Raw genomic sequence first — 21179 nt, 5'->3', positions numbered from 1 at the left:
CGGCACCCGTCACCTTGGCTGGCGTGGTGTTTTTTGCTGTTTAAATGGCACGTCTGCCCCTGCCCGCACCTTTTGGCGCAAAGCAGGGGGAGAATGTTGAATGCTTAGTTGGCGGATGCCATGTCTGGCAGTTCCTGCGCCTTGCCTTCCTGCTTTTCCTTGGCTTCTTCTGCCTGAATAGCAGCAACGCGCTGTTCTACCAGTTCCACAACATGTTCGATCATGTCGGCCGCTGGCACAGTATGATCCTGCTTGCCGCCTGAATACACCATGTGGCGGCCAGAACCACCGCCGGTTACGCCCAGATCTGTCAACAGGGCTTCACCGGGGCCGTTCACCACGCACCCGATGATGGATAGGGTAAGCGGGGTTTTAATATGTGCCAGCCGGTCTTCCAGCGTCTGCACTGTTTCCACCACGTTAAAGCCCTGACGTGCGCAGGATGGGCAGGAAATAATTTTAACACCGCGATGGCGCAGGCCGAGGGATTTGAGAATATCCCAGCCCACCAGCACTTCTTCTTCCGGTGCTGCGGAAAGAGAAACGCGCATAGTATCACCCACACCGGCCCACAGCAGATTACCCAGACCAATAGAGGATTTTACAGTGCCGGCACGTTTGCTGCCTGCTTCTGTAATGCCGATGTGCAGCGGGTAATCGCAGGCTTCTGCCAGCTGCTGGTAAGCCGCCACAGCCATGAACACATCCGATGCCTTCACGCTGATCTTGAATTCACGGAAATCATGATCTTCCAGAATCTTGGCATGTTCCAGAGCGCTTTCCACCAGCGCATCGGGGTTGGGCTCACCGTATTTTTCAAGCAGATGCTTTTCCAGTGACCCGGCGTTCACACCAATACGGATGGAACAGCCGTAATCCTTGGCAGCCTTAACCACTTCACGCACACGCTCGGCGCTGCCGATGTTGCCGGGGTTGATACGCAGGCAGGCGGCACCTGCTTTTGCGGCTTCAATGGCGCGTTTGTAGTGGAAGTGAATGTCGGCCACGATAGGCACGTTCACTTCCTTTACAATTTCTTCCAGCGCCTTGGTGCTTTCCTCATCTGGGCAGGACACACGCACAATATCCACACCCGCCATTTCTGCGCGCCGAATCTGCTCGATTGTGGCCTGTGCATCTGTGGTCAGGGTGTTGGTCATGGTCTGGACGGAAATCGGCGCATCACCACCGACGGCTACCTTGCCGACATGGATCTGCCGAGATTTCCGACGCTCGATATGCTGATAAGGCCGGTAGCCGCTCATTTTACATCCTTTTGTCGAAAACGACAGTTGAGGGAAGCTGCCGTGTTCGGCCACACGGCGTTCTCCATTGCGTTTGGTGTTTTCCTGCCAAAATCAGGACCATTTGGCTACACATAATACGCGCGAGGGTGCCATTCTAGTGCGAACCCATGCCCTGAAGCTGGCGTGCATTCAAATCATCCGCGCTGGGCTCGGCTTGCACTGGCGCTGCCTTGCGGCGTGCCCGGGGGGCTGTTTCCTTGGGCTTAAGCACCTGTTCCGAGGCTGCCAGATCTGTCTGCGCATCTGTTGTGGTTCCTGATACCGTATTGGGCGCAGGCGCTGCAACATCTGCATGCGCAGGTGGAGATGCAACGTTATTTTGCGCAGCAGGTGCTGCCAATGTGCCATCACGCACGCTTTGGGGTGTCAGCACCATTTTGCGGCGTACGGCCCCATTACGCCCCAAGGGAGCGGTGGTTACATCGCCCACACGCAAAACAATACCGCCTGCATTACCAACAGTTAGAAGAAAAGGACCACCTTCAAGCGGCACATTCCATTCTTCATCAGGTTGTAAAATATGGTCGTAAACAACCTTTCCGCTGGCATCCTTTACCTGCACCCATGTGGCCGCAAGCGCCTTGAGCACAATCTGATCATCCGCAACGGCCTCAGATGGTACTGTTGGCGTTACGGAAGCTGGCGCCTGCTCCGCTGGCTGTGGCGGAGTTGGCTGCGTATTGGCATCTGATGGCTGGAGTGCAGCGGGCGCGCCAACACTTTCCGGTGCGGTGTGATCTGTTGATGGCGCGTTTGCGGTCTGCTCAGCTACAGGCGGCTGAGGCTGCGCAGAGAGCGGCAACGGCGCAGGAACAGCACTTTTATCTGGCAGAATGGAAGCCACCTGCGGAGAGGGTGCATTATGCGTCTGCTCCCCGGGCAGAAGGCTTGCCACGGGTGGCACGCGTTCTGGTGCGGGTGGTGTATGCCCCGTAAAATAATACCAGCCAACATAGCTGGCCAGAACAACAGCAAGCCCCAGAGAAATGGAAACAGCCGGCGGAATACGCCGGTCTGGGGGGGGATCTGGGAACACAAGTTCCGGCTGCTTGATGGCGTTGCGCGTTTCCTGCCGATAACGCTCCACCATAAGGTTGGGGTCAAACCCCAAAGCCTGTGCGTACGCCCGCAAAAACCCAAGTGTATAAACTTCTGCCGGCAGCACGTCTGCCTTGCCGGTTTCCAGCGCATCCAAATACGCATCACGAATGCGCAGATACGCAGAAACATCCTCCAACGGCCAGCCAAGCTGCTCGCGGCGCTTACGCAGCGCGCCCCCTACCCCGTATGTACCAATATCGGGGAGCGGAGGCAGAGCAACTGGCTGCTCCTGTTCAGAACTTGGGGCGTTTTCAGCCATCAGCATCCATGCGGCGTTGTTGACGGATCAGCGCTATCACGGCCTGATCTATCAGGTCAGCAATAATCTGGGCCACCGGCTGCACAGCTTTTACCATGCCAACAGACTGCCCGGCCATAACAGAGCCTTCTTCCACATCCCCATCAATCACTGCACGCCGCAAAGCGCCAGCCCAGAAATGTTCAATTTCAAGCTGTGCCTCTTCCCGCGTGAGTTCACCTGCCTGAAAACGGCGGATAACATCAGCCTGATGGGCCACAAATTTACGCCCGCCCTCATTACTGATGGCCCGTACCGGAATAACCGGAAAACGTTCATCAAGCTGCACCGAGGTTGTGGCATCTCGCGCATTGGCCCGCACAAAAGCTTTTTTAAAGTTTTCGTGGGCAATGCTTTCCTCTGCTGCGGCAAAACGCGTGCCAAACTGGCCGCCTGCGGCACCCTGCTCCAGATAGGAAACAAGCGCATCACCCCGGCCAAGGCCGCCCGCTACAAAAACCGGTACGTTCTGAATATGCGGCAGAATTTCCTGCGCCAGAACGGTCAGGGAAACGTGACCAATATGGCCACCTGCTTCTGCGCCTTCAATTACCAGTGCATCCACACCCATTTTAATCAGCCGCTTGGCCAACACCAATGCGGGGGCAAAACCAATAACCTTGGCGCCACCATCCTTGGCAGCCTTAATGGCTGAACTGGGCGGAATACCACCTGCCAGCACAATATGGCCCACCTTGGCATCCAGACACACCTGCACCAGCTCATCCAGCTTGGGGTGCATGGTAATCAGGTTCACGCCAAAGGGCCGGTCTGTCAGCGCGCGAGTGGCGGCAATTTCTTCAGCCAGACGGGCCGGTTCCATTGCGCCACAGGCAATCACACCAAACCCGCCAGCATTGGAAATGGCGGATACAAGGTGGCGTTCACTCACCCAGGACATCGCCCCAGCCAGAATGGCGTAAGGCGTGCCCAGAAAATCCGTTCCACGCTGCCACAGCTTATCCAGCCGGGTGCGGGCACGTTGCCATTCTTCAGCCGTTGGGGCGGGATTCAGGCTGCTTGCAATATCAGACATCATCAAGACCATAGGCCGTATGCAGCGCACGCACTGCCAGTTCGGCATATTCGGCGGCCACCAGTACGGACACCTTGATTTCACTGGTGGAGATAGCCTGAATGTTGATGGAGCGTTCAGACAGCGTGCGGAACATGGTGCTGGCAACACCAGCGTGGGAACGCATGCCGCTGCCCACCACGCTCACCTTCACAATATCCGGGTCTGTTTGCAGTTCTTCATACTGCACAGCGCCACGCACGCTTTCCAGAATGCTGATAGCGCGCGGCAGATCGGTCTTGCTGGTGGTGAAGGTCATGTTCGTGGTGCCATCGGCACCTGTGCTCTGCACAATCATGTCCACATTCACGTTAGCTTCGCTCAGCGGGCCAAAAATTGCCGCCGCAATGCCCGGACGGTCTGGAATACGCCGAACCGACAGTTTGGCTTCATCACGGGAGTAGGCAATGCCGGTGACCAGTTTCTTTTCCACGATTTCGTCCTCATCCACCACCATAGAACCGGGAAGGTGACCTTCCGTTACTGCGGGGCCATCTTCAAAGCTGGAAAGCACCTGCACGCGCACACGCTCACGCATAGCAAGGCCAACACTACGTGTTTGCAGCACCTTGGCGCCAACAGATGCCAGCTCCAGCATTTCTTCATAGGTAATTTTATCCAGTTTGCGTGCCTTGGGCACGATTCTGGGGTCTGTGGTGTAAATACCATCCACATCTGTGTAGATATCGCACCGATCTGCCTTGATGGCCGCGGCAAGTGCAACAGCTGATGTATCCGAGCCCCCACGCCCCAACGTGGTTACGCGGCCATCTGGCCCAACACCCTGAAAGCCAGCTACAACCGGCACCATGCCTTCTGCCATACAGCCCAGCAGACGCGCGCCATCTATCGAATCGAGGCTGGCCTTGCCATGCTGGGAATCCGTAAGAATGGGCACCTGCCAGCCGGCAAAGGAGCGCGAAGGCACGCCAAGCTTTTGCAGGGCAATAGCCAGCAAACCACTGGTTACCTGCTCACCCGTTGCCACAACGGCATCGTATTCACGCGCATCATACAAAGGAGAGAGAGACTGACAGAACCCAACCAGCTGGTTGGTTGTGCCTGCCATGGCAGAAACAACCACCAGCACATCGCAGCCTGCGTCTTTCTGTTTTTTGACGCGTTCGGCCACGGCTCTGATACGGTCAAGATCCCCTACGGATGTCCCGCCGAATTTCATGACAATCCGGGGTGCGGAACCGGACATAGCTTTATTCTCCACCAAACAGGCCGTAAAACGCATTGCACCAGCCCTTTCCGCCACCTGCATAGCGGAAAAGACGCATGGGAACGGTTGCGCTGCTTCACAAGCCGCGTCACATACCTCTCCCGGCCCCCTTTCGTCCAGCGGGGAGACCAGCAGGAAAGGAATTTGTTGTATGCACGCCACCCAAGAGGAAGCGCCTTCCTCTGTTTCTTCCGAGGAAATTGCCCGCTTTAGTGCTCTGGCAGACAAGTGGTGGGATCCAACAGGCCCCATGCGCCCCCTGCATGCCATGAACGGACTGCGGATTGAATGGGCCAGCCGCCACCTGCCCCTGCGGGGCCGCAAATCACGCAGGCCACATGTGCTGGATATTGGCTGCGGGGCCGGTCTGGCCAGCGAGGCCTTGGCAAAAGCCGGATACGACGTGGTGGGACTGGATGCATCGGCCAACGGCATTGCGGCTGCACAAGCACATCTGGCAGCCAACCCACTGCCCGCCGGTTCCGGCACACTCCACTATCGTCAGGGCAGCGCGGAAGAGCTGGTGGCCGAACATGCCATATTTGATGCAGTTATGGCCTTAGAAATTATAGAGCATGTCACTGATCCTGAAGCATTTATGGTCATGCTGGCGCAACTTGTGGAAGCCAATGGCACAGTCATTGTTTCCACCATGAACCGTACTTTGCGTTCCTTGGCTGTTGGTAAAATTGGTGCGGAATATCTGCTGCGCCTGCTGCCTGTGGGCACGCATGAATGGCGCAAGTTCATTCAGCCTTCCGAACTGGGGCGCTATGCCCGTGCTGCTGGCCTGCGCATGGTGGCCATTTCTGGCATGGCCCCCAGCATTGGTGGCTGGAAAGAAACGCGGGATCTGGGCATTAACTATATCGCCGCGTTCAAAAAAGACTGATACCTAATTACTTTAACATCAATGTATTCTGACACTTTCTTGCTTATGAAATTAAGAAGAAAGTGTCAGAAACTCAAAGCATGTTGGGCTGCCAATGGGTGTAAAATCCCATGTAAAGCCAATCTTGCCTGTGGTTTTATCCACCCGAAAAGATGTGATTGAATCACTCCGCTGATTGGCCACATACAAATAGCTACCGGTTGGATCAAATTTAAGCGCACGCCCATAATCAGCATGTGTCCAGATTTCATCCACCAATGTCAGGCCGCCATCGTTGGCAACCTGAAACACAGCCAGAGAATCGCCCAAACGGTTTGAGACATAAAGAAAATGCTCATCGGGGGAAAACAGTATACCGGCCGCCAGCGTGCTGCCCCTAAAATGTGCTGTTAAGCTGCTTACAGCCTGCTGGGGCGCAATATTCCCCGTTTTGGCATCAAAGGTTGCCACCACCACTTTGGAATCCTGCTCGCACAGAATGTACAGGCGCAAACCGTCGGCAGAAAACTGAAAATGCCGTGGAGCTGAACCTTCTGTCATAGTGGTAAAAGGCTTTTGGGCCGGAAACAAACGCCCTGTATCCAGATTGATACTGTAAACATACATCCGATCCAGCCCGGCATCTGCCACAACAACAAAGCGGCCGGATGGATCTGTGTGGATCATATGAGGGTGAGAACCGGAATGGTCACTCACTGCAAAGTTACCCGGTGGATTATCCGCAGCCCGATCTGGCATACGTGGGCCTGTGTTATGGATAAGGGTTGTCATCCGCCCTAGGGAACCATCTTTCTGCACAGCCAGCAGCGCAAAGTTTCCACCGGTGTAATTGGCAACCATTACGTATCGGCCAGATGGATGCACGCTAAGATGCGCTGGATCTGCACCGCCAGAAGAGACCGTATTCAGCTTTGTAAGAGCACCCGTGCCCTGATCTACCGAGAAAGCTGTAACGGCCCCGGTGTTTTTTCCTTCAAAATCATTGATTTCGTTAACAGCGTAGAGAAAACGCTTATCCGGAGAAAACGCAATAAAAGATGGGCTGGCAATATCTGTAAACGTATTGAGATGGTGCAGTTGGCCGGTTTTTTGGTCCATTTCAAAAACCGTAATGCCATCACCATTTCCACCTGGCGGGCCATGCTGCGTATAACCGCCTACATAGCATAAAATACGCTCTGCTGGCGCAGGTGCTGTTGTATCCTGCGCATCTGGTGCAGGCGTATCATCATCCGCCCGCGCATATGCACTTCCCACAAAACCAAATGCCAGACCACACAGCCCGAAAGCACGACGCGAAAACGAGCCGCTCATAACCCTGTTTTTCTCCTTCACACGCGTTGGCTCAGGGCATTTTGCATACCGGCCCCATTGGCGGCCCGGAATAACGTGTCCATGTTTGCGTTTCACCAAAAATGGGAAGCCCAAGATACCCGCGCAGCTTCATTACGCCTGATTGGGGAGACCAGATCCGGGCATCGTATTTGTGCCCACTATCAGGATCCAGAATATTTCCCTCCCATTTGTTCTTTTCGTCTTTCAGGGGGCGAAAATCTGTTAACATCAGCAGGTTACATTCGGTTTTTCCGTCATGCCCCTTGGGAACATCCGTGCCATCATAGCGCAACCCGATCAATCGCCCGCAAATGGTTGCCCCACATTTTTCAATCTTGAAAACACCATCATGATCCTGACTGAGCCAGTAGCCCATCAGGCTTTCTTCCCCACCCGCTGCAACAGAATCTGCCATGGCTGGCTGCGCAGCCACCGGCAAAAACGCAGCAGCCATACCTAACAGAGACGAAAGAAAAAAAGCCCTGACACCAGTTTGAACGCCACGCGCCATGAAGTTTTTCATGCTCTTTTTCTCCTTCGCCCGGCCCTGTTTCCAACATACCATTCTGTGTAACGGGCCAGTCTGCCCATTAATTTGGGCACCATACGCCCTGCCTGCCACCCCTTTTACCATTCCGACAACCCCGAAAAATCAGCTGTCGGTCTTGCGTACCCATGGCAACGGCAGCACATCAACCCCTTCATCTTCCAGCATTTCGCGCTCTGCGGCCGTCATATCCCCATAGATGCCCCGCTCCGGGGCTTCGCCATGATGAATACGCAAGGCTTCATCCGCAAAATTGGAACCCACATTTTCGCAGTTTTCTTCCACCACAGCTCTGATCTGGCGCAAAGCCTCCATCAGATTATCTGGTTGCCTTGAGTGAGGTGGCTGCTCAGCCACAGATGCTTCAGGCTGATGCGGTGTTGCTTCTGGCGCAGGTGTTTCTGCCTTTTTCGGGCGCGAACTTCCCTTAACAATGGCAGGCGCCATAAGTGCCTGCTCCACCTTGGGCGAGCCACAAACGGCGCAACTGAGCAGATTTTCCTGTTTCAGACGTGCAAAAGCGGCGCTATCCCGATACCAGCCTTCAAACGTATGCCCATTCGCACAGCAGAGCTGATAACAAATCATCCGCTTTTACTCCTGCCGTTCCCGATTCAATCCAAACCCAAAGCCGCATCCAGTTTGCCTTGCCGCTGCAATGACATCAGATCATCACATCCCCCCAGGCAGCGATCTCCAACAAACACTTGTGGGACAGTGGTGCTCCCACCTGAACGACGGATGGCATCTTCCCGTTCCGGGGTACCGCGCGGCGCGTTAATTTCTTTAAACGGCACCTTTTTGCTTTCCAGCAATGAAACAGCCCGTATGCAAAAAGGGCACCCCGGCTGCGTATAAATCTCGATTTCAGGCATAAACAGTATCCTTCTGCATATATATTTCAGGCTTATGTGGCTTTATATAGCACACAGTTATTCTGGCAGGTTTATATCAACTTCCGGCCGCGCAGGCACCAGCCCGGCAACAAGAAGGCTGATGTCATGCACGCCTGCCAGATGCAATGCCTGCACACAGGCTGTTGCGGTTGCGCCTGTTGTCAGCAGATCATCCACCAGCACAACTGACCGGCCCTGCAATTTTTGCTGCCATTTGGGCTTAAATGTCATTGCACTTTGCATTTCCTGCTGACGTTCCTTGCGGGAAAATCCTGCTAGTTTTGTTGTGGCGCGCGTACGCATAAGGGCATCTGGCGCCACCTGTAAATGTTTTATGCGGGCCACTTCATTTGCCAGCAATGCAGCCTGATTGTATCTCCGCCGGAGCAATCGCCACCGATGTACTGGCACAGGCACCAGTACAGTACCAGGCTGTAGAATATCCTGCCCAATCTGCGCCATACGTTGTGCCAGAAAACGAGCATTTTCTATTCTATCTGCATATTTTAACTGTAAAATCAGATCTCTGGCTGCTGCCGTATATACAAAAGCCGCACGTGCATGCTGCCATGCTGGATGATGCTGCTCACACGCTGCGCATAAACCGGTACGCCCCAAATTTTCCTGAGAAGACTGTGGAGCCCCACAAGCATCACAAAACGGATGTGTAATAGGTTGAAGGCGCCCAAAACAGGAAACGCAGGTCAGCCCATGTTGTGCTACATCTGCCCCACATAACAAGCACGATGGTGGATACAAAACATCCAAGAGGGCTGTACCCAGCTTGCGTATCTTCATCTGCATATCTGGGGTTCACACAAAATTTCCAACCCTTCATCCTTGGCAAATGGCAAGCACGCACGCACATAATGTTAAATGAATGTGCCCGTAATTTTTGACCGCAAAGCTGTAAAACTGCACCGCGATCGTGCAGCCCGTACACAGCATGCCACAGCGCCCATATTGGAAGCCGCTGCTGATATTTTGCTGGATCGGCTGGATGATGTCATGCGTTCGTTTTCATGCGCGCTGGATATTGGTGGGCGCGGCATTATCTGTCAGGGGCTGGAGCGCCGAAAGATTCCGACCATTGCGTGCGATCTTTCCGAAGCACAGGCACGTTGTGCCGCAGCCCCAAGCATTTGCGCAGATGAAGAACATCTACCCTTTGCACCTGGCAGTTTTGATTTGGTGATTGCCAACCTTTCCCTGCATTGGGTGAATGATCTGCCTGGGCTATTTCACCAAATCCGTTCTATTCTGCGGCCAGATGGCCTGTTTTTAGCCAGTATTCCTATTTTACCCACACTGCGGCCATTACGGCAGGCGCTGGAAATGGCGGAGCTGGCAGTAAGCGATGGCGTTTCCCCCCGTGTATCGCCCCTACCTACGCAGCAAAGCTGTGTATCCCTACTGCAACGCGCAGGATTCGCCCTGCCTGTTGTGGATACGGAAACGCTGGAACTGCGTTATCGCTCCTTACGCGCGCTGATGGCAGATTTACGCGCAGCGGGAGAAAGCAATGCCCTCGCCTTGCGCCCGCGTACCATTCCCCCACGACTGATGTTTGCTGCCGCAGCGCATGAACTGGAAGATAAAAAGGCTGAAAGCTTTTGCATGCCATTACATATGGCCATATTGGCGGCGTGGTCACCCTCTGGCAATCAGCCACAACCCCTTACACCGGGGCAGTTCACACATTCCCTGCATGAAGTGCTACAAAAGCAGCCCCAACCTTTAACCAAAGACTAACACAGCAGATTTTACCCGCCCGTAACGCTCATATGCCGTTGCGGGCCGGAGACATCACCTTCCGATGCGCCAAGTAAAAAGTCGTGTCCTTTAGGTTTGCGTGCAATGGCATCCTGAATGGCGTTTTCCAACGCAGCATCATCTGCGCCTGCGCGCATCAGACTACGTAAATCAGCACCATCTTCCTGCCCCAAACACGTATAAAGCCGCCCCGTGCACGATAATCTGACGCGGTTGCAGGTTGCACAGAAATTGTGGCTCATAGGGGTAATAAGCCCCAAGCGTCGGCCTGTTTCCCCTACCCGCAAATATCGCGCCGGGCCGCCGGTGACATCTGGAATAGGTGTGAGTGTCCATCGTTTAGATAAATCTGCCTTCACATCCAGCAATGGCAGATAACGGGATGTGCGATCCTCTCCCGTATCCCCCATTGGCATGGTTTCAATCAGGCACAGATCTGCACCTATTTCTCCACACCATGCCAGCAGCGTATCAAATTCATCATCGTTCACACCGGCCATGGCAACGGTATTGATACGCAGCGCCAAGCCAACCTCACGCGCCGCACGTATACCTTCCAGCGTGGCGGCCAGCTTACCCCTGCGGGTTATTTGCGCAAACCGTGCTTCATCCAGCGTATCCAGACTAACATTCACACGGCGTACACCGGCATCAAACAATGTTTGCGCATATTGGGCCAAATGGCTGCCATTGGTGGTCAGTGTCAGTTCTTCCAACCGGCCCCGATTATCGGACTGTTTGAGCCACGTGCCCAGTTCCTGAAAAAACGGGCCGATATCACGACGCACCAAAGGCTCTCCGCCTGTTATACGCAGGCGGCGCACACCGTGCTGCACAAACACACGGCATAGGCGCAGCAGTTCATCGTAATCCAGAACATCTGAGCGCGGCAGAAAGGTCATGCGTTCGGCCATGCAGTATGTACACCGCATGTCGCACCGGTCTGTTACCGATACACGCAGGTAGGAAATCCGCCGCCCGGCAGGGTCCGTTAAAGAGGACAACATTGGTTCTCTATAACAGAAATCCACACCACATTAAACGAGAGTTTGAAGGATGATGACGGAAAAACATACACCCCACAAAAGCAAAGCGGGCGGCCCCGAAAAGCCGCCCGCCTGATCTTACTGCCTAAGCTAAAAACTTAATGCCCGGAACTGTTGCCTGAAAAATCAGGGCATGGCACGGCAGAAAGCTCAAGCTGCTTTATCAATGCATCCTTCAGACATGCCAGATCAGCTTCTGTCCGGCCTTCTGCGCGCGCAACCAGAACGGCCTGTGTATTGGAAGCCCGCAGCAGCCACCAACCATTTGGCGTGTTGACACGTACACCATCAATTTCAGAAACATCTGCACCCTCCTTACGCAGGCGAGCGGCAACGTCCTCAATCACTTTAAACTTGCGGCGGTCATCGCACTCAAAACGCACTTCTGGAGTAGAGATGGTTTTGGGTAGCGCTTCACGAAAAGCAGAAAGCGGCGCATCCATACGGGCAACAATATCCAGCACCCGTACGCCAGCGTACAGGCCATCATCAAACCCGTACCACTTATCTGCAAAAAAGATATGACCAGACATTTCACCCGCCAGCGGTGAACCTGTTTCCGCCATTTTGGATTTGATGAGCGAATGGCCTGTGCGCCACATCAGTGGCTTGCCGCCAGCATGTGCCACTTCATCAAACAGCACCTGGCTAGCTTTTACATCAGCAATAATAGTGGCACCGGGATGCGACCTCAGCACATCCCGCGCCAGCAGAATCAGAAGCTGATCACCCCACAGAATGCCGCCTGTGTTGTCCACCACGCCAATGCGGTCTGCATCCCCATCAAAGGCAATACCCAGATCAGCCTTGTTCTCACGCACAGAAGCAATAAGCTGTTCTAGATTGCTGGCAACTGTTGGATCAGGGTGATGTGCGGGAAAAGTGCCGTCAATTTTGGCGTTCAGCACAATATGCTCGCCCGGCAGTTTTTCCACCAGCATTTCCAGAACTTCACCGGCGGAGCTGTTGCCGTTATCCCAGACAACCTTCAGCTTGCGCTGTCCGCCGATGTAATCCTTTACAAGGCGTTCCACATATTCTTCACGAATATCCACATCGCGTACGGTGCCTTTTCCTGCTGGCACCACATCGCCTCTGGCTGACAGATTACCCAGTTCCCTGATCTGGGCACCAAAAAAAGGTTTGCCAGCCAAGGTTATTTTAAAACCGTTGTGGTCTGGCGGATTATGGCTGCCAGTTACCATAATCGCACCATCGGCTTTAAGCGCCACGGCCCCATAATACAGCATGGGTGTGGGGCCACGCCCCACACGCACCACATTCAGACCACACTCCAAAGCACCGCGCACCAATGCTTCTTCCAGCAAGGGGGAAGACAGGCGGCCATCATAGCCAACAACCAGCCTTTTTCCCCCATTACGGCGCACAATACTGCCAAATGTGCGGCCTATGGCAAACGCATCATCGGTTGAAAGGGTTTTACCAACAATTCCGCGAATATCGTATTCACGCAGGCTGGTTGCTTCAAACCTATGCGTAAAAGACATCAGACTTTATCTATATACTTTTTCAAAAATGTCTTTACGCCATCGGCAAGATCTGGCCGTTCCAGAGCAAAGGCCACCTGCGCTTCAAGGAAGCCAAGCTTGTTACCACAATCATAACGGGTACCTTCATACCGCAAGCCGTGGAAAGGCACCTCACCAATGGTTTTTGCCATGGCATCTGTCAGCTGCACTTCTCCACCCGCGCCTTTTTCCAGCTTGGAAAGATAGGGCATGACTTCTGGCGTAAGGACGTAACGGCCAATAATGGAAAGGTTGGAAGGGGCATCTTCAGGTTTAGGCTTTTCAACCAGCCCTTTTACTTCCACAAGGCGCCCATCATCCTTGCCAACATCCAGAATACCGTAGCGGTTTGTCTGCTCACGCGGCACTTCTGTAACGGCCACAACACTCCCGCCGGTTTCATGATAGGCATCGGCCAGTTGCTTCAGGCAACCCTTGCCAGATGCCGCCTGCACGATGTCATCGGGCAGCAGGATGGCAAACGGATCATCACCAATAAAGGCGCGCGCGCACCAGATGGCATGCCCAAGGCCCAGAGGTTCCTGCTGGCGCACAGCAATAAGAGACCCGGCCTCAATAAAACTGGGTTCCAGCGCTTTCAGGCAATCCAGCTTGTGGCGTTCTCTCAGCGTGTCTTCCAGCTCGTATGCAATATCAAAATAATCAATAAGGGAGTCCTTGCCGCGGCCTGTAATCAGGCAGAACTCTTCAATCCCGGCTTCACGCGCTTCATCAATCGCGTACTGAATCAGCGGCCTATCAACAACAGGCAGCATTTCCTTTGGCATGGCCTTGGTTGCAGGCAAAAAGCGCGTTCCCAATCCTGCAACAGGCAGGACTGCTTTACGTAAAGGCTTGGGGTTAGACACGAATACAGCACCTTTAAAAAACGGGTTAGACCTTAACCATTAGAACCACCCTGCCACACAGAAATATCTGCCGACAATATGGCCCCGCAACAATGCGGCAAAACGCACCCAACACGCCAAAACACGTGTGTGTGCTTTAAGTCACACTCTACATAGCTTTTATTTTACACATCAAAAGCCACGCGCCTATTCCAAAAACTGGAAAAGAGAGGCGTGAATATGACAATTCGTGCACAAAAATGCGGAATTATACGTAAGCAGAACAGACATGCACCAAACAGGCATGTCATTTCATACCCGGTTGAAACCGTGCTCTGATTGGATTTTGTTTTTGAAGAAATATGGTGCGGCCGAGAAGACTCGAACTTCCACGGGGTATTCCCCCACAAGCACCTCAAGCTTGCGCGTCTACCATTCCGCCACGGCCGCACGTGACAATCGGCACCAGAAGAGCGATACCGTTGGTGAACAGCCCTATAGCCGAAGCAGGAACGTGCGGCAATGACAAAAGAACAGATTTTATGGGAAATCAGCAAAAAACTGGTTCCATACCCCCTTGCACTCAGCCGCATGGAAAGCATGGCCCGCAGCATTCGTGCAGATGAAGCTACAGAACGCGTGTGGTTACTGGAGCATCCACCCCTTTATACTTCAGGCACATCCGCCAAGGCAGAAGATCTTTTTAACCCTGCACATTACCCCACCTATCACGCAGGCCGCGGTGGGCAGTGGACTTATCATGGCCCAGGACAAAGAACCGCTTACGTGATGCTAGACCTGCAACGCGCCCACGGCCCCGTACCGGGAAGAGACCTGCGCGCTTATGTGCATGCTTTAGAATCGTGGGTGATTGGCGCTTTGGCCCATTTTGGCATTCATGGTGAAGTGCGCGAAGGCCGTGTGGGAGTTTGGGTAACGGACCCCAAAACCGGAAAAGAGGAAAAAATTGCCGCCATTGGGGTGCGTGTTTCCCGCTGGGTAAGCTGGCACGGTGTTGCCATCAACCTAGACCCCAACATGGCGGATTTTGAAGGCATTGTACCGTGCGGAATCAGGGAATACGGCGTAACCAGCTTTCGCAAACTGGGGCTTTCCACCACCATGCAGGAGCTGGACTACGCGCTGGCCCAATCTTGGGCCAACACGTTTGGCAGCACACCTTCTCCCTTACAGGAAGTGGACGTTACACAGGGTCCAGACTGATGAAAATAACGTGCCTGCGCTCATCCACAATCTGGATGGAAGAGAGTGCAAGCCTGTTGTCCACGTCATGAAAAACCAGCGTCACCAAGCCCTGTGAAGGGTTATCTGTGCGTGTCAGCGAAAGCTGTAACACACCCGGTTGCTTTTGCACGTTGGTAACAGTGACAGGGCCAGAGAGCACAACAGGGTTGCCCATCAACAAACCCAGCGGGTTATGGGCCAGACCAATACGGGTTTGGGAGTCCTGCTGGGCATCTGTGAATACAGCATGATGACCAGAAGCCCGCAGCTCCATTTCATGCGGCGCTGTGTAATGCATGTACAAGGAACCGGGCTTATAGGTTATCAACCCACCGCCACGGCTGCCATTGGGCCATGTTTGCTGGAAGGGGGCACCTTCCAGATCTACCGTGCGGAAATAGGTTTCCACACGGGCGACATCGGCATTTTTTACGCCAGATGCACCTTGCATGCCCTGCCCTGCACATGCGGCCAGGGCCAATGGGGCCAATAAGGTAAATGCACGGCGGTTTAACTGCATACCTTTGTGCATTATGCCACCTTCTCGGCTTCCTGCGGTGTGCGCAGGGTAAGCGCCAGAGCATGCAAGCCGCTGGAAAACTCCGGAGCCAGTGCCTCATGCACCATGCGGGAACGATTAACGCGATTCACACCTTCAAAAGCGGCGGAAACCATCAAAACCCGGAAATGCGTTTCTGTTGCACCAGCTTCTGGCCCACGCACCATGGCCTTGTGGTGCGCATGACGGTGGCTTTCATCTTCAATTTCCAGCACAATGGGGCTGAATGTTTTTTGCAGAACATTCCGAACCCGCTGCATTCGCACACCTTCTACCTTGGAAAGAGCAGAAGAATCTGAAAGACTGGTCATATCCTTATTCACCTCTTGCTACAGATGCTTTTGCACCGCACATAACGCTAAATGATCAAACGAAGGAACACCCGCCCCCGCGCGTTCGACCCCGACCCTGATGCGCCAGCGCGTTGCTGTGACATGCCAAGCTGTCAGGAACCGGCAGGTTACCGCGCACCCCGCTCGCGCGATACGCTGAACCAGTATTACTGGTTCTGCCTCAACCATGTTCGGGAATATAATGCGCGGTGGGATTATTACAAAGGCATGAGCCCCGGCCAGATTGAAGCGCACCTGCGCGCAGATATCGGCTGGGACAGGCCAACATGGGCTTTTGGCCAAAGCGCCAAAGGTGCGCAGCGTGCTACACCCAATGAGGAAGACATTCTGGACCCACTGGATATTCTGGGCCAGAACCGCCGTGCCCGGGCAGAGCGTGCCCGTGCGCAAGCGTATCAGGAGCGTAGCTCAGCACCGGCCACGTTGCGGGAGCCTTTGGCTATTCTGGGCCTTTCATGGCCCGTAAGCATGGAAGAAGCCAAAAGCCGATATCGCGCATTGGCCCGCAAGCATCACCCGGACACCAATAACGGAGACCGGAATGCGGAAGAACGCCTTAAGAAAATCAATGTTGCCTTCACAATTGTGAAGACACATCTCTTAACCGAAAGCCTCGAAAAAGCGTTGTGATGATGTATGCTGCCTTTACCATAAGGCATCATACATTTTTCAAACACTTTGCCTTTTTTCTTTCCTGTCAGACAAAGAGCGCAGACATATAGCCATGATGGATATTTCCAGCCAGTCCAACGCTTCCGAACTCCCGCCCATTTCAGCCATTTCCGTGCCGGACATGGAAGTGAGCGTGCGTGATGTGTTCGGCCTTGATTCTGACATGAAGGTGCCCGCATTTTCCATACGTACGGAACATGTGCCGGAAGTGGATAAAGCCTATCTGTTTGATCATGATACCACGCTGGCCATTCTGGCAGGTTTTGCCTTCAACCGCCGTGTGATGGTGCAGGGCTTTCATGGCACTGGCAAATCCTCCCATATCGAACAGATTGCCGCGCGCCTGAACTGGCCGTGCATCCGTATCAATCTGGATAGCCACATTTCGCGTATTGATCTGATTGGTAAGGACGCCATTGTGGTGAAGGACGGCCAGCAGATTACCGAGTTTCAGGAAGGCCTGTTGCCGTGGTGTCTGCAACGCCCCTGCGCGCTGGTGTTTGATGAATACGATGCAGGCCGCGCTGATGTGATGTTTGTGATCCAGCGCATACTGGAAGTTGAAGGCAAACTGACCCTTCTGGACCAGAACCGTGTCATCTCCCCCAACCCTTTCTTTCGCCTGTTTGCCACGGCCAACACGGTTGGGCTGGGTGATACAACCGGCCTTTATCATGGCACGCAGCAGATCAATCAGGCCCAGATGGACAGGTGGAATATTGTCACCTCGCTGAACTATCTGCCCCATCAGCAAGAAGTTGGCATTGTCTGTGCGCGTCTGGGTATTGCGGAAGATGACAAGGCCGCGCGTGATAAAATTGACAACATGGTCGCGCTGGCAGCCCTCACCCGCTCCGGCTTTATGGCGGGAGATCTTTCTACCGTCATGTCTCCGCGCGGGGTGATTGCATGGGCGGAAAATGATCGCATCTTCAAGGATGTGGCCTTTGCCTTCCGCGTCACCTTTTTAAACAAGTGTGATGAAGCGGAACGCAGCATGGTGGCCGAATATTATCAGCGCTGCTTCAACGCAAGCCCGCTGCCCGGCCGCAACGCCTGAATCGGATTTCTTCATGGCTGATCGCACCAAAGGTTCTTCTCATCCCAATACGCCGCCTCTCTCCCGGGAGCAGGCAGAAAAACGGGCGGATGCTTTCAAGCAGGCCACATCTGCCGCCTTGCGCGCCATTGGTGGGCAGAAAGAGGCAGATGTTTCCTTCCATAGTGGCAACATGCCGCTGGCCCCGATCAGCCTTGGGGAAAAAGTACGCCTGCAATCTCCCTCCCTCAGTTTGAGTGCGGAAGAAAAGCAGCGCATTCGTGGTGCAGCAGATGCGCAGGCATTGCGCCTGAAACATCATGACTTCGCCCTGCACGCGGCACGCCAGCCAGCCGAAACGCAGGCGCGTGATGTGTACGATGCGCTGGAACAGGCCCGTATCGAATCCGTAGGCGCACGCCATATGAAAGGCGTGGCCGCCAACCTGCGGCACCGTCTGGAGCAGGATATACGTGCTGCTGGCCTAGACCGCATGACAGATGCCGCGCAGCTTTCCCCAGTTGTGGGGCTAGAGCTACTGGCGCGAGAAAAACTGACAGGCCAGCCTGCCCCGGAACCTGCACGGGGCAGGCTGGAAAAATGGAAGCAGACCCTTTCACCAGAAGCGCTGAGCGCGCTGGATGAAATGGCCAGGTATCAGACGGATCAGGCCGCATACGCCCGTGCCAGCCGTCAGCTCATGGCGGCCTGTGCCCTGACAGAAGATGACACGGCATCTGAAGACATGGATGCCAACAACGATTCTTCCGAGGCAGCTGATACACAGCAGGATTCAAACCCACCGCCCCCGGATCAGGAAGAAAACACACCCCCACAGCCAGAAGAGCAGGAAGAGGAAATCTCTCAACCTCAGCTCATGGCGGGAAGCAGTGAAACATCCTCGGAATTTGCGGAAGAAGACCGTGATGCCAATATGGGTGAAGGCACGGGGGAAGCCGCAGGCCCCGGCAGCCTGCCGGAAAACCCGCCGGGCCTGACTGCCAGAGGCTACCACCCCTACACCACCCAGTTTGATGAAGAAATTCGCGCAGAAGAACTGTGTGACCCTGAAGAACTCTCCCGCCTACGGCATCAGCTTGATCTGCAACTGGTTACCTTACAGGGTGTAGTATCTCGCCTTGCCAACCGGCTCCAGCGCCGCCTGATGGCACAGCAGACACGTTCGTGGTCTTTTGATCTGGAAGAAGGCATTCTGGATGCGGGCCGCCTATCCCGCATTGTGGTCAACCCCATGCTTTCCCTGTCCTACAAGCAGGAAAAAGATACGGAATTCCGCGATACGGTTGTCACGCTGCTGATAGACAATTCCGGTTCCATGCGGGGGCGGCCTATTTCCGTTGCGGCATCCTGCGGGGATATTCTGGCCCGCACGCTGGAACGCTGCGGCGTAAAAGTGGAAATTCTGGGCTTTACCACCCGCGCATGGAAAGGCGGGCAAAGCCGGGAACTCTGGTTGCAAAACGGCAAGCCCCCAGAACCGGGCCGGCTGAATGATTTACGCCATATTATTTACAAATCGGCAGATATGCCGTGGCGACGCGCCCGCACCAATCTGGGCCTGATGCTGCGTGAAGGACTGCTGAAGGAAAACATAGATGGTGAAGCCCTGCTATGGGCCTGGAACCGCCTGAAAAACCGGCAGGAAGCCCGTAAGATTCTGATGGTGATTTCCGATGGCGCACCAGTGGATGACAGTACGCTTTCCGTCAATCCGGCCTCTTATCTGGAAGACCATCTGCGCGCTGTAATTGACATGATTGAGAACCGCAGCCCGGTGGAACTTACAGCCATTGGCATTGGGCATGATGTCACACGCTATTACCAGAAAGCCGTGACCATTACAGATGCGGAGGAACTGGGGGGCACCATGCTCCAGTCCCTTTCCGCATTGTTTGAAGAAAAACGCCGCCCACGCAAACGCGCGCGTTAAGGGTAAACGCGCTGCCTGCGCGGCCTTTGGTTTAGGCCAGCGGGCGGCCCAGACGCGCTTGCGCCAGATCTGCCAAACCCGCCAACATAATATCGGCATCTTTTTGGGTTGTGCGGTGGTTTACAATCGCTGCGCGAATGGCCAGCTTGCCATGAATACGCGTGGTAGAAGGGGCCGCAATGCCGCTTTCCTGCAGATCCTTCACCAGTTCGGCATTCAGCGTATCCAGATCATCCACATTGGGCATATCTACCCGAAAACACACAATATTCAGCGTAACGGGCGCCAGTAGCGTCAGGCCGGGCGTGGCCTGCACACGTTTTGCCAGATGCTGCGCCACAGCACAGGATTGCGCCACCACATTCCCCAGCCCCTGCGTGCCAAAACCGGCAAGCGTAAACCAGACCTTAAGAGCCCGGAAACCGCGTGAAAGATCTGGCCCCAGATCACAAAACCACGGGGCATCTGCTGCCAAACCTCGATCCTCACGCGAGAGATAGGCTAATGACTGCGCAAAGGTTGCCGCCTGCCGCCCCTGCTCACGCACCAATACGCAGCCTGCATCATAAGGCACCTGCGCCCATTTATGAAAATCGAAAGCAAGGCTGTCTGCCCGTTCCAGCCCCTTGAGCAACGGCGCATATTCTGGCGCCAACTGTGCCAATGCGCCAAAGGCCCCATCAACATGGAACCACAATTTTTCGGCCGTTGCGTAATCTGCCAGTGCGTTCAGCTGGTCTATGCTGCCCGTATCCACGGTGCCTGCTGTGCCAACAACCACAAAAGGCTCGTACCCATCTGCCCGGTCCTGAGCAACCATGCGGCGTAGAGCCTGCAGATCCATACGGAATGCACTGTCCACCGGCACACGGCGCAGGGCCTTCATGCCCAGCCCAGCCATATCAAATGCACGGGCTACACAGCCATGCGCTGTTTGTGCGGCGTATCCTACCAATTTCCGCGCTGCCACACCCTGCTCTCGTAACATCGTACCATCTGACACGGCCCGACTGGCTGTAAGAATGGCAATGAAATTGGCCATGGAAGACCCAGTTACCAGCACACCACTGGCTGACTCTGGAAAACCGAACATTTCCGCAGCCCAGCGGATCACCATGCGTTCCACTTCTACCGGAGCATGGTTGCGGCCGCCCAAATTGGCATTAAGACCGGCGGCCAGCATTTCCGCCAGCATGCCCTGTGCAGTGCCCCCGCCATGCACCCACCCCATAAACCGTGGGTGCCGATTACCTACGGCATATGGCGCTACATCTTGGGAAAATTGATTGTACAGTTCTTCCAGCGCCTGTGCACCTTGGGGCAATGGGGCCTGCTTAAAGTTTTGCCGCAACGTATCGGGCATAGGCTGCCATACCGGGCCCTTTGCCACATTTTTTATGGACAAAAGCATGTCATCCAACATGCGGTGGCCAAGCGTGCGCAATTCTTCCCAGTTTTCTGGATCTAACCCGGCCACGTTCTATT

21 protein-coding genes and 1 tRNA gene are annotated in these 21179 nt (G+C 54.5%); 6 read left to right on the top strand and 16 right to left on the bottom strand.

Annotated elements, in window-relative coordinates:
* Window positions 1-104: 104 nt before the first annotated feature.
* The 4 genes from ispG to CSR02_RS11545 form a co-directional block, all read right to left on the bottom strand.
* Window positions 105-1265 (bottom strand): flavodoxin-dependent (E)-4-hydroxy-3-methylbut-2-enyl-diphosphate synthase, encoded by a 1161-nt coding sequence (ispG, locus tag CSR02_RS11560; RefSeq protein ID WP_099541713.1) that lies wholly within the window; start codon window positions 1263-1265, stop codon window positions 105-107.
* A 136-nt stretch (window positions 1266-1401) separates the two neighbouring features.
* Complete coding sequence (locus tag CSR02_RS11555; RefSeq protein ID WP_183172558.1) at window positions 1402-2667, bottom strand: helix-turn-helix domain-containing protein; 1266 nt, start codon at window positions 2665-2667, stop codon at window positions 1402-1404.
* Window positions 2660-3742: an NAD(P)H-dependent flavin oxidoreductase gene (locus CSR02_RS11550; RefSeq protein ID WP_183172586.1), complete on the bottom strand. Its 1083-nt coding sequence runs from the start codon at window positions 3740-3742 to the stop codon at window positions 2660-2662. Before CSR02_RS11550 ends, CSR02_RS11555 begins: the two co-directional genes overlap by 8 nt.
* The gene (locus CSR02_RS11545) at window positions 3735-4988 is read right to left on the bottom strand and encodes an aspartate kinase (protein WP_042786830.1); all 1254 of its coding nucleotides are present in this window, start codon (window positions 4986-4988) and stop codon (window positions 3735-3737) included. The genes CSR02_RS11550 and CSR02_RS11545 overlap by 8 nt, the downstream gene beginning before the upstream one ends.
* Before the next feature lie 172 nt (window positions 4989-5160).
* Between CSR02_RS11545 and ubiG the strand changes: the two genes are divergently transcribed.
* A complete protein-coding gene (ubiG, locus tag CSR02_RS11540; RefSeq protein WP_042786596.1) occupies window positions 5161-5901 on the top strand; it encodes a bifunctional 2-polyprenyl-6-hydroxyphenol methylase/3-demethylubiquinol 3-O-methyltransferase UbiG in 741 nt (246 codons plus the stop codon).
* A 51-nt stretch (window positions 5902-5952) separates the two neighbouring features.
* Here the strand turns inward: ubiG and CSR02_RS11535 are convergent, their stop codons facing one another.
* The 5 genes from CSR02_RS11535 to CSR02_RS11515 all read right to left on the bottom strand — a co-directional run bounded on the left by CSR02_RS11535 (window position 5953) and on the right by CSR02_RS11515 (window position 9483).
* Entirely contained in the window at window positions 5953-7215 is a 1263-nt protein-coding gene (locus tag CSR02_RS11535; protein ID WP_099541711.1) for a lactonase family protein, read from the bottom strand.
* Window positions 7216-7246: 31 nt separating this feature from the next.
* Window positions 7247-7759 (bottom strand): DUF2147 domain-containing protein, encoded by a 513-nt coding sequence (locus CSR02_RS11530; RefSeq protein WP_042786598.1) that lies wholly within the window; start codon window positions 7757-7759, stop codon window positions 7247-7249.
* A 129-nt stretch (window positions 7760-7888) separates the two neighbouring features.
* On the bottom strand, window positions 7889-8371 hold the full coding sequence (locus CSR02_RS11525) for a DUF1178 family protein (RefSeq protein WP_099541710.1): 483 nt from the start codon (window positions 8369-8371) through the stop codon (window positions 7889-7891).
* Window positions 8372-8397: 26 nt separating this feature from the next.
* A complete protein-coding gene (gene grxC / locus CSR02_RS11520; protein ID WP_042786600.1) occupies window positions 8398-8658 on the bottom strand; it encodes a glutaredoxin 3 in 261 nt (86 codons plus the stop codon).
* A gap of 57 nt (window positions 8659-8715) precedes the next feature.
* Window positions 8716-9483: a ComF family protein gene (locus tag CSR02_RS11515; protein ID WP_099541709.1), complete on the bottom strand. Its 768-nt coding sequence runs from the start codon at window positions 9481-9483 to the stop codon at window positions 8716-8718.
* 72 nt (window positions 9484-9555) lie between these two features.
* Between CSR02_RS11515 and CSR02_RS11510 the strand changes: the two genes are divergently transcribed.
* Window positions 9556-10431 (top strand): methyltransferase domain-containing protein, encoded by an 876-nt coding sequence (locus CSR02_RS11510; RefSeq protein ID WP_042786602.1) that lies wholly within the window; start codon window positions 9556-9558, stop codon window positions 10429-10431.
* Between the two features lie 11 nt (window positions 10432-10442).
* On the opposite strand, the gene moaA is transcribed toward CSR02_RS11510, so the two are convergent.
* The 4 genes from moaA to CSR02_RS11490 form a co-directional block, all read right to left on the bottom strand.
* Window positions 10443-11459: a GTP 3',8-cyclase MoaA gene (moaA, locus tag CSR02_RS11505; protein ID WP_099541708.1), complete on the bottom strand. Its 1017-nt coding sequence runs from the start codon at window positions 11457-11459 to the stop codon at window positions 10443-10445.
* Between the two features lie 137 nt (window positions 11460-11596).
* Window positions 11597-13006 carry a phosphoglucomutase/phosphomannomutase PgmG gene (gene pgmG, locus CSR02_RS11500; protein ID WP_099541707.1) on the bottom strand — a complete coding sequence of 470 codons (1410 nt, stop codon included), beginning with the start codon at window positions 13004-13006 and terminating at the stop codon, window positions 11597-11599.
* Complete coding sequence (gene galU / locus CSR02_RS11495) at window positions 13006-13896, bottom strand: UTP--glucose-1-phosphate uridylyltransferase GalU (protein WP_042786605.1); 891 nt, start codon at window positions 13894-13896, stop codon at window positions 13006-13008. Before galU ends, pgmG begins: the two co-directional genes overlap by 1 nt.
* 342 nt (window positions 13897-14238) lie before the next feature.
* Window positions 14239-14325, bottom strand: a tRNA-Leu gene (locus tag CSR02_RS11490).
* Between the two features lie 72 nt (window positions 14326-14397).
* Between CSR02_RS11490 and lipB the strand changes: the two genes are divergently transcribed.
* On the top strand, window positions 14398-15099 hold the full coding sequence (gene lipB, locus CSR02_RS11485) for a lipoyl(octanoyl) transferase LipB (protein WP_099541706.1): 702 nt from the start codon (window positions 14398-14400) through the stop codon (window positions 15097-15099).
* Here the strand turns inward: lipB and CSR02_RS11480 are convergent.
* Window positions 15080-15640 carry a LolA family protein gene (locus CSR02_RS11480; RefSeq protein WP_244176958.1) on the bottom strand — a complete coding sequence of 187 codons (561 nt, stop codon included), beginning with the start codon at window positions 15638-15640 and terminating at the stop codon, window positions 15080-15082. The genes lipB and CSR02_RS11480 overlap by 20 nt on opposite strands.
* Window positions 15641-15651: 11 nt before the next feature.
* On the bottom strand, window positions 15652-15990 hold the full coding sequence (locus tag CSR02_RS11475; RefSeq protein ID WP_042786608.1) for a BolA family protein: 339 nt from the start codon (window positions 15988-15990) through the stop codon (window positions 15652-15654).
* Between the two features lie 51 nt (window positions 15991-16041).
* Between CSR02_RS11475 and CSR02_RS11470 the strand changes: the two genes are divergently transcribed.
* From CSR02_RS11470 to CSR02_RS11460, 3 genes are all read left to right on the top strand, one after another.
* Window positions 16042-16662 carry a J domain-containing protein gene (locus CSR02_RS11470; protein WP_095045796.1) on the top strand — a complete coding sequence of 207 codons (621 nt, stop codon included), beginning with the start codon at window positions 16042-16044 and terminating at the stop codon, window positions 16660-16662.
* Between the two features lie 94 nt (window positions 16663-16756).
* On the top strand, window positions 16757-17764 hold the full coding sequence (cobS, locus tag CSR02_RS11465; protein WP_099541704.1) for a cobaltochelatase subunit CobS: 1008 nt from the start codon (window positions 16757-16759) through the stop codon (window positions 17762-17764).
* 13 nt (window positions 17765-17777) lie between these two features.
* Entirely contained in the window at window positions 17778-19694 is a 1917-nt protein-coding gene (locus CSR02_RS11460) for a cobaltochelatase CobT-related protein (RefSeq protein WP_099541703.1), read from the top strand.
* A gap of 31 nt (window positions 19695-19725) precedes the next feature.
* On the opposite strand, the gene CSR02_RS11455 is transcribed toward CSR02_RS11460, so the two are convergent.
* Window positions 19726-21171, bottom strand: a complete 1446-nt coding sequence (locus tag CSR02_RS11455) for a pyridoxal phosphate-dependent decarboxylase family protein (RefSeq protein ID WP_099541702.1) — start codon at window positions 21169-21171, stop codon at window positions 19726-19728.
* Between the last annotated feature and the right edge of the window lie 8 nt (window positions 21172-21179).

It is taken from the genome of Acetobacter pomorum (assembly GCF_002738225.1).
Lineage (GTDB): Bacteria > Pseudomonadota > Alphaproteobacteria > Acetobacterales > Acetobacteraceae > Acetobacter > Acetobacter pomorum.
This window is presented reverse-complemented; position numbering and strand designations above follow the sequence as displayed.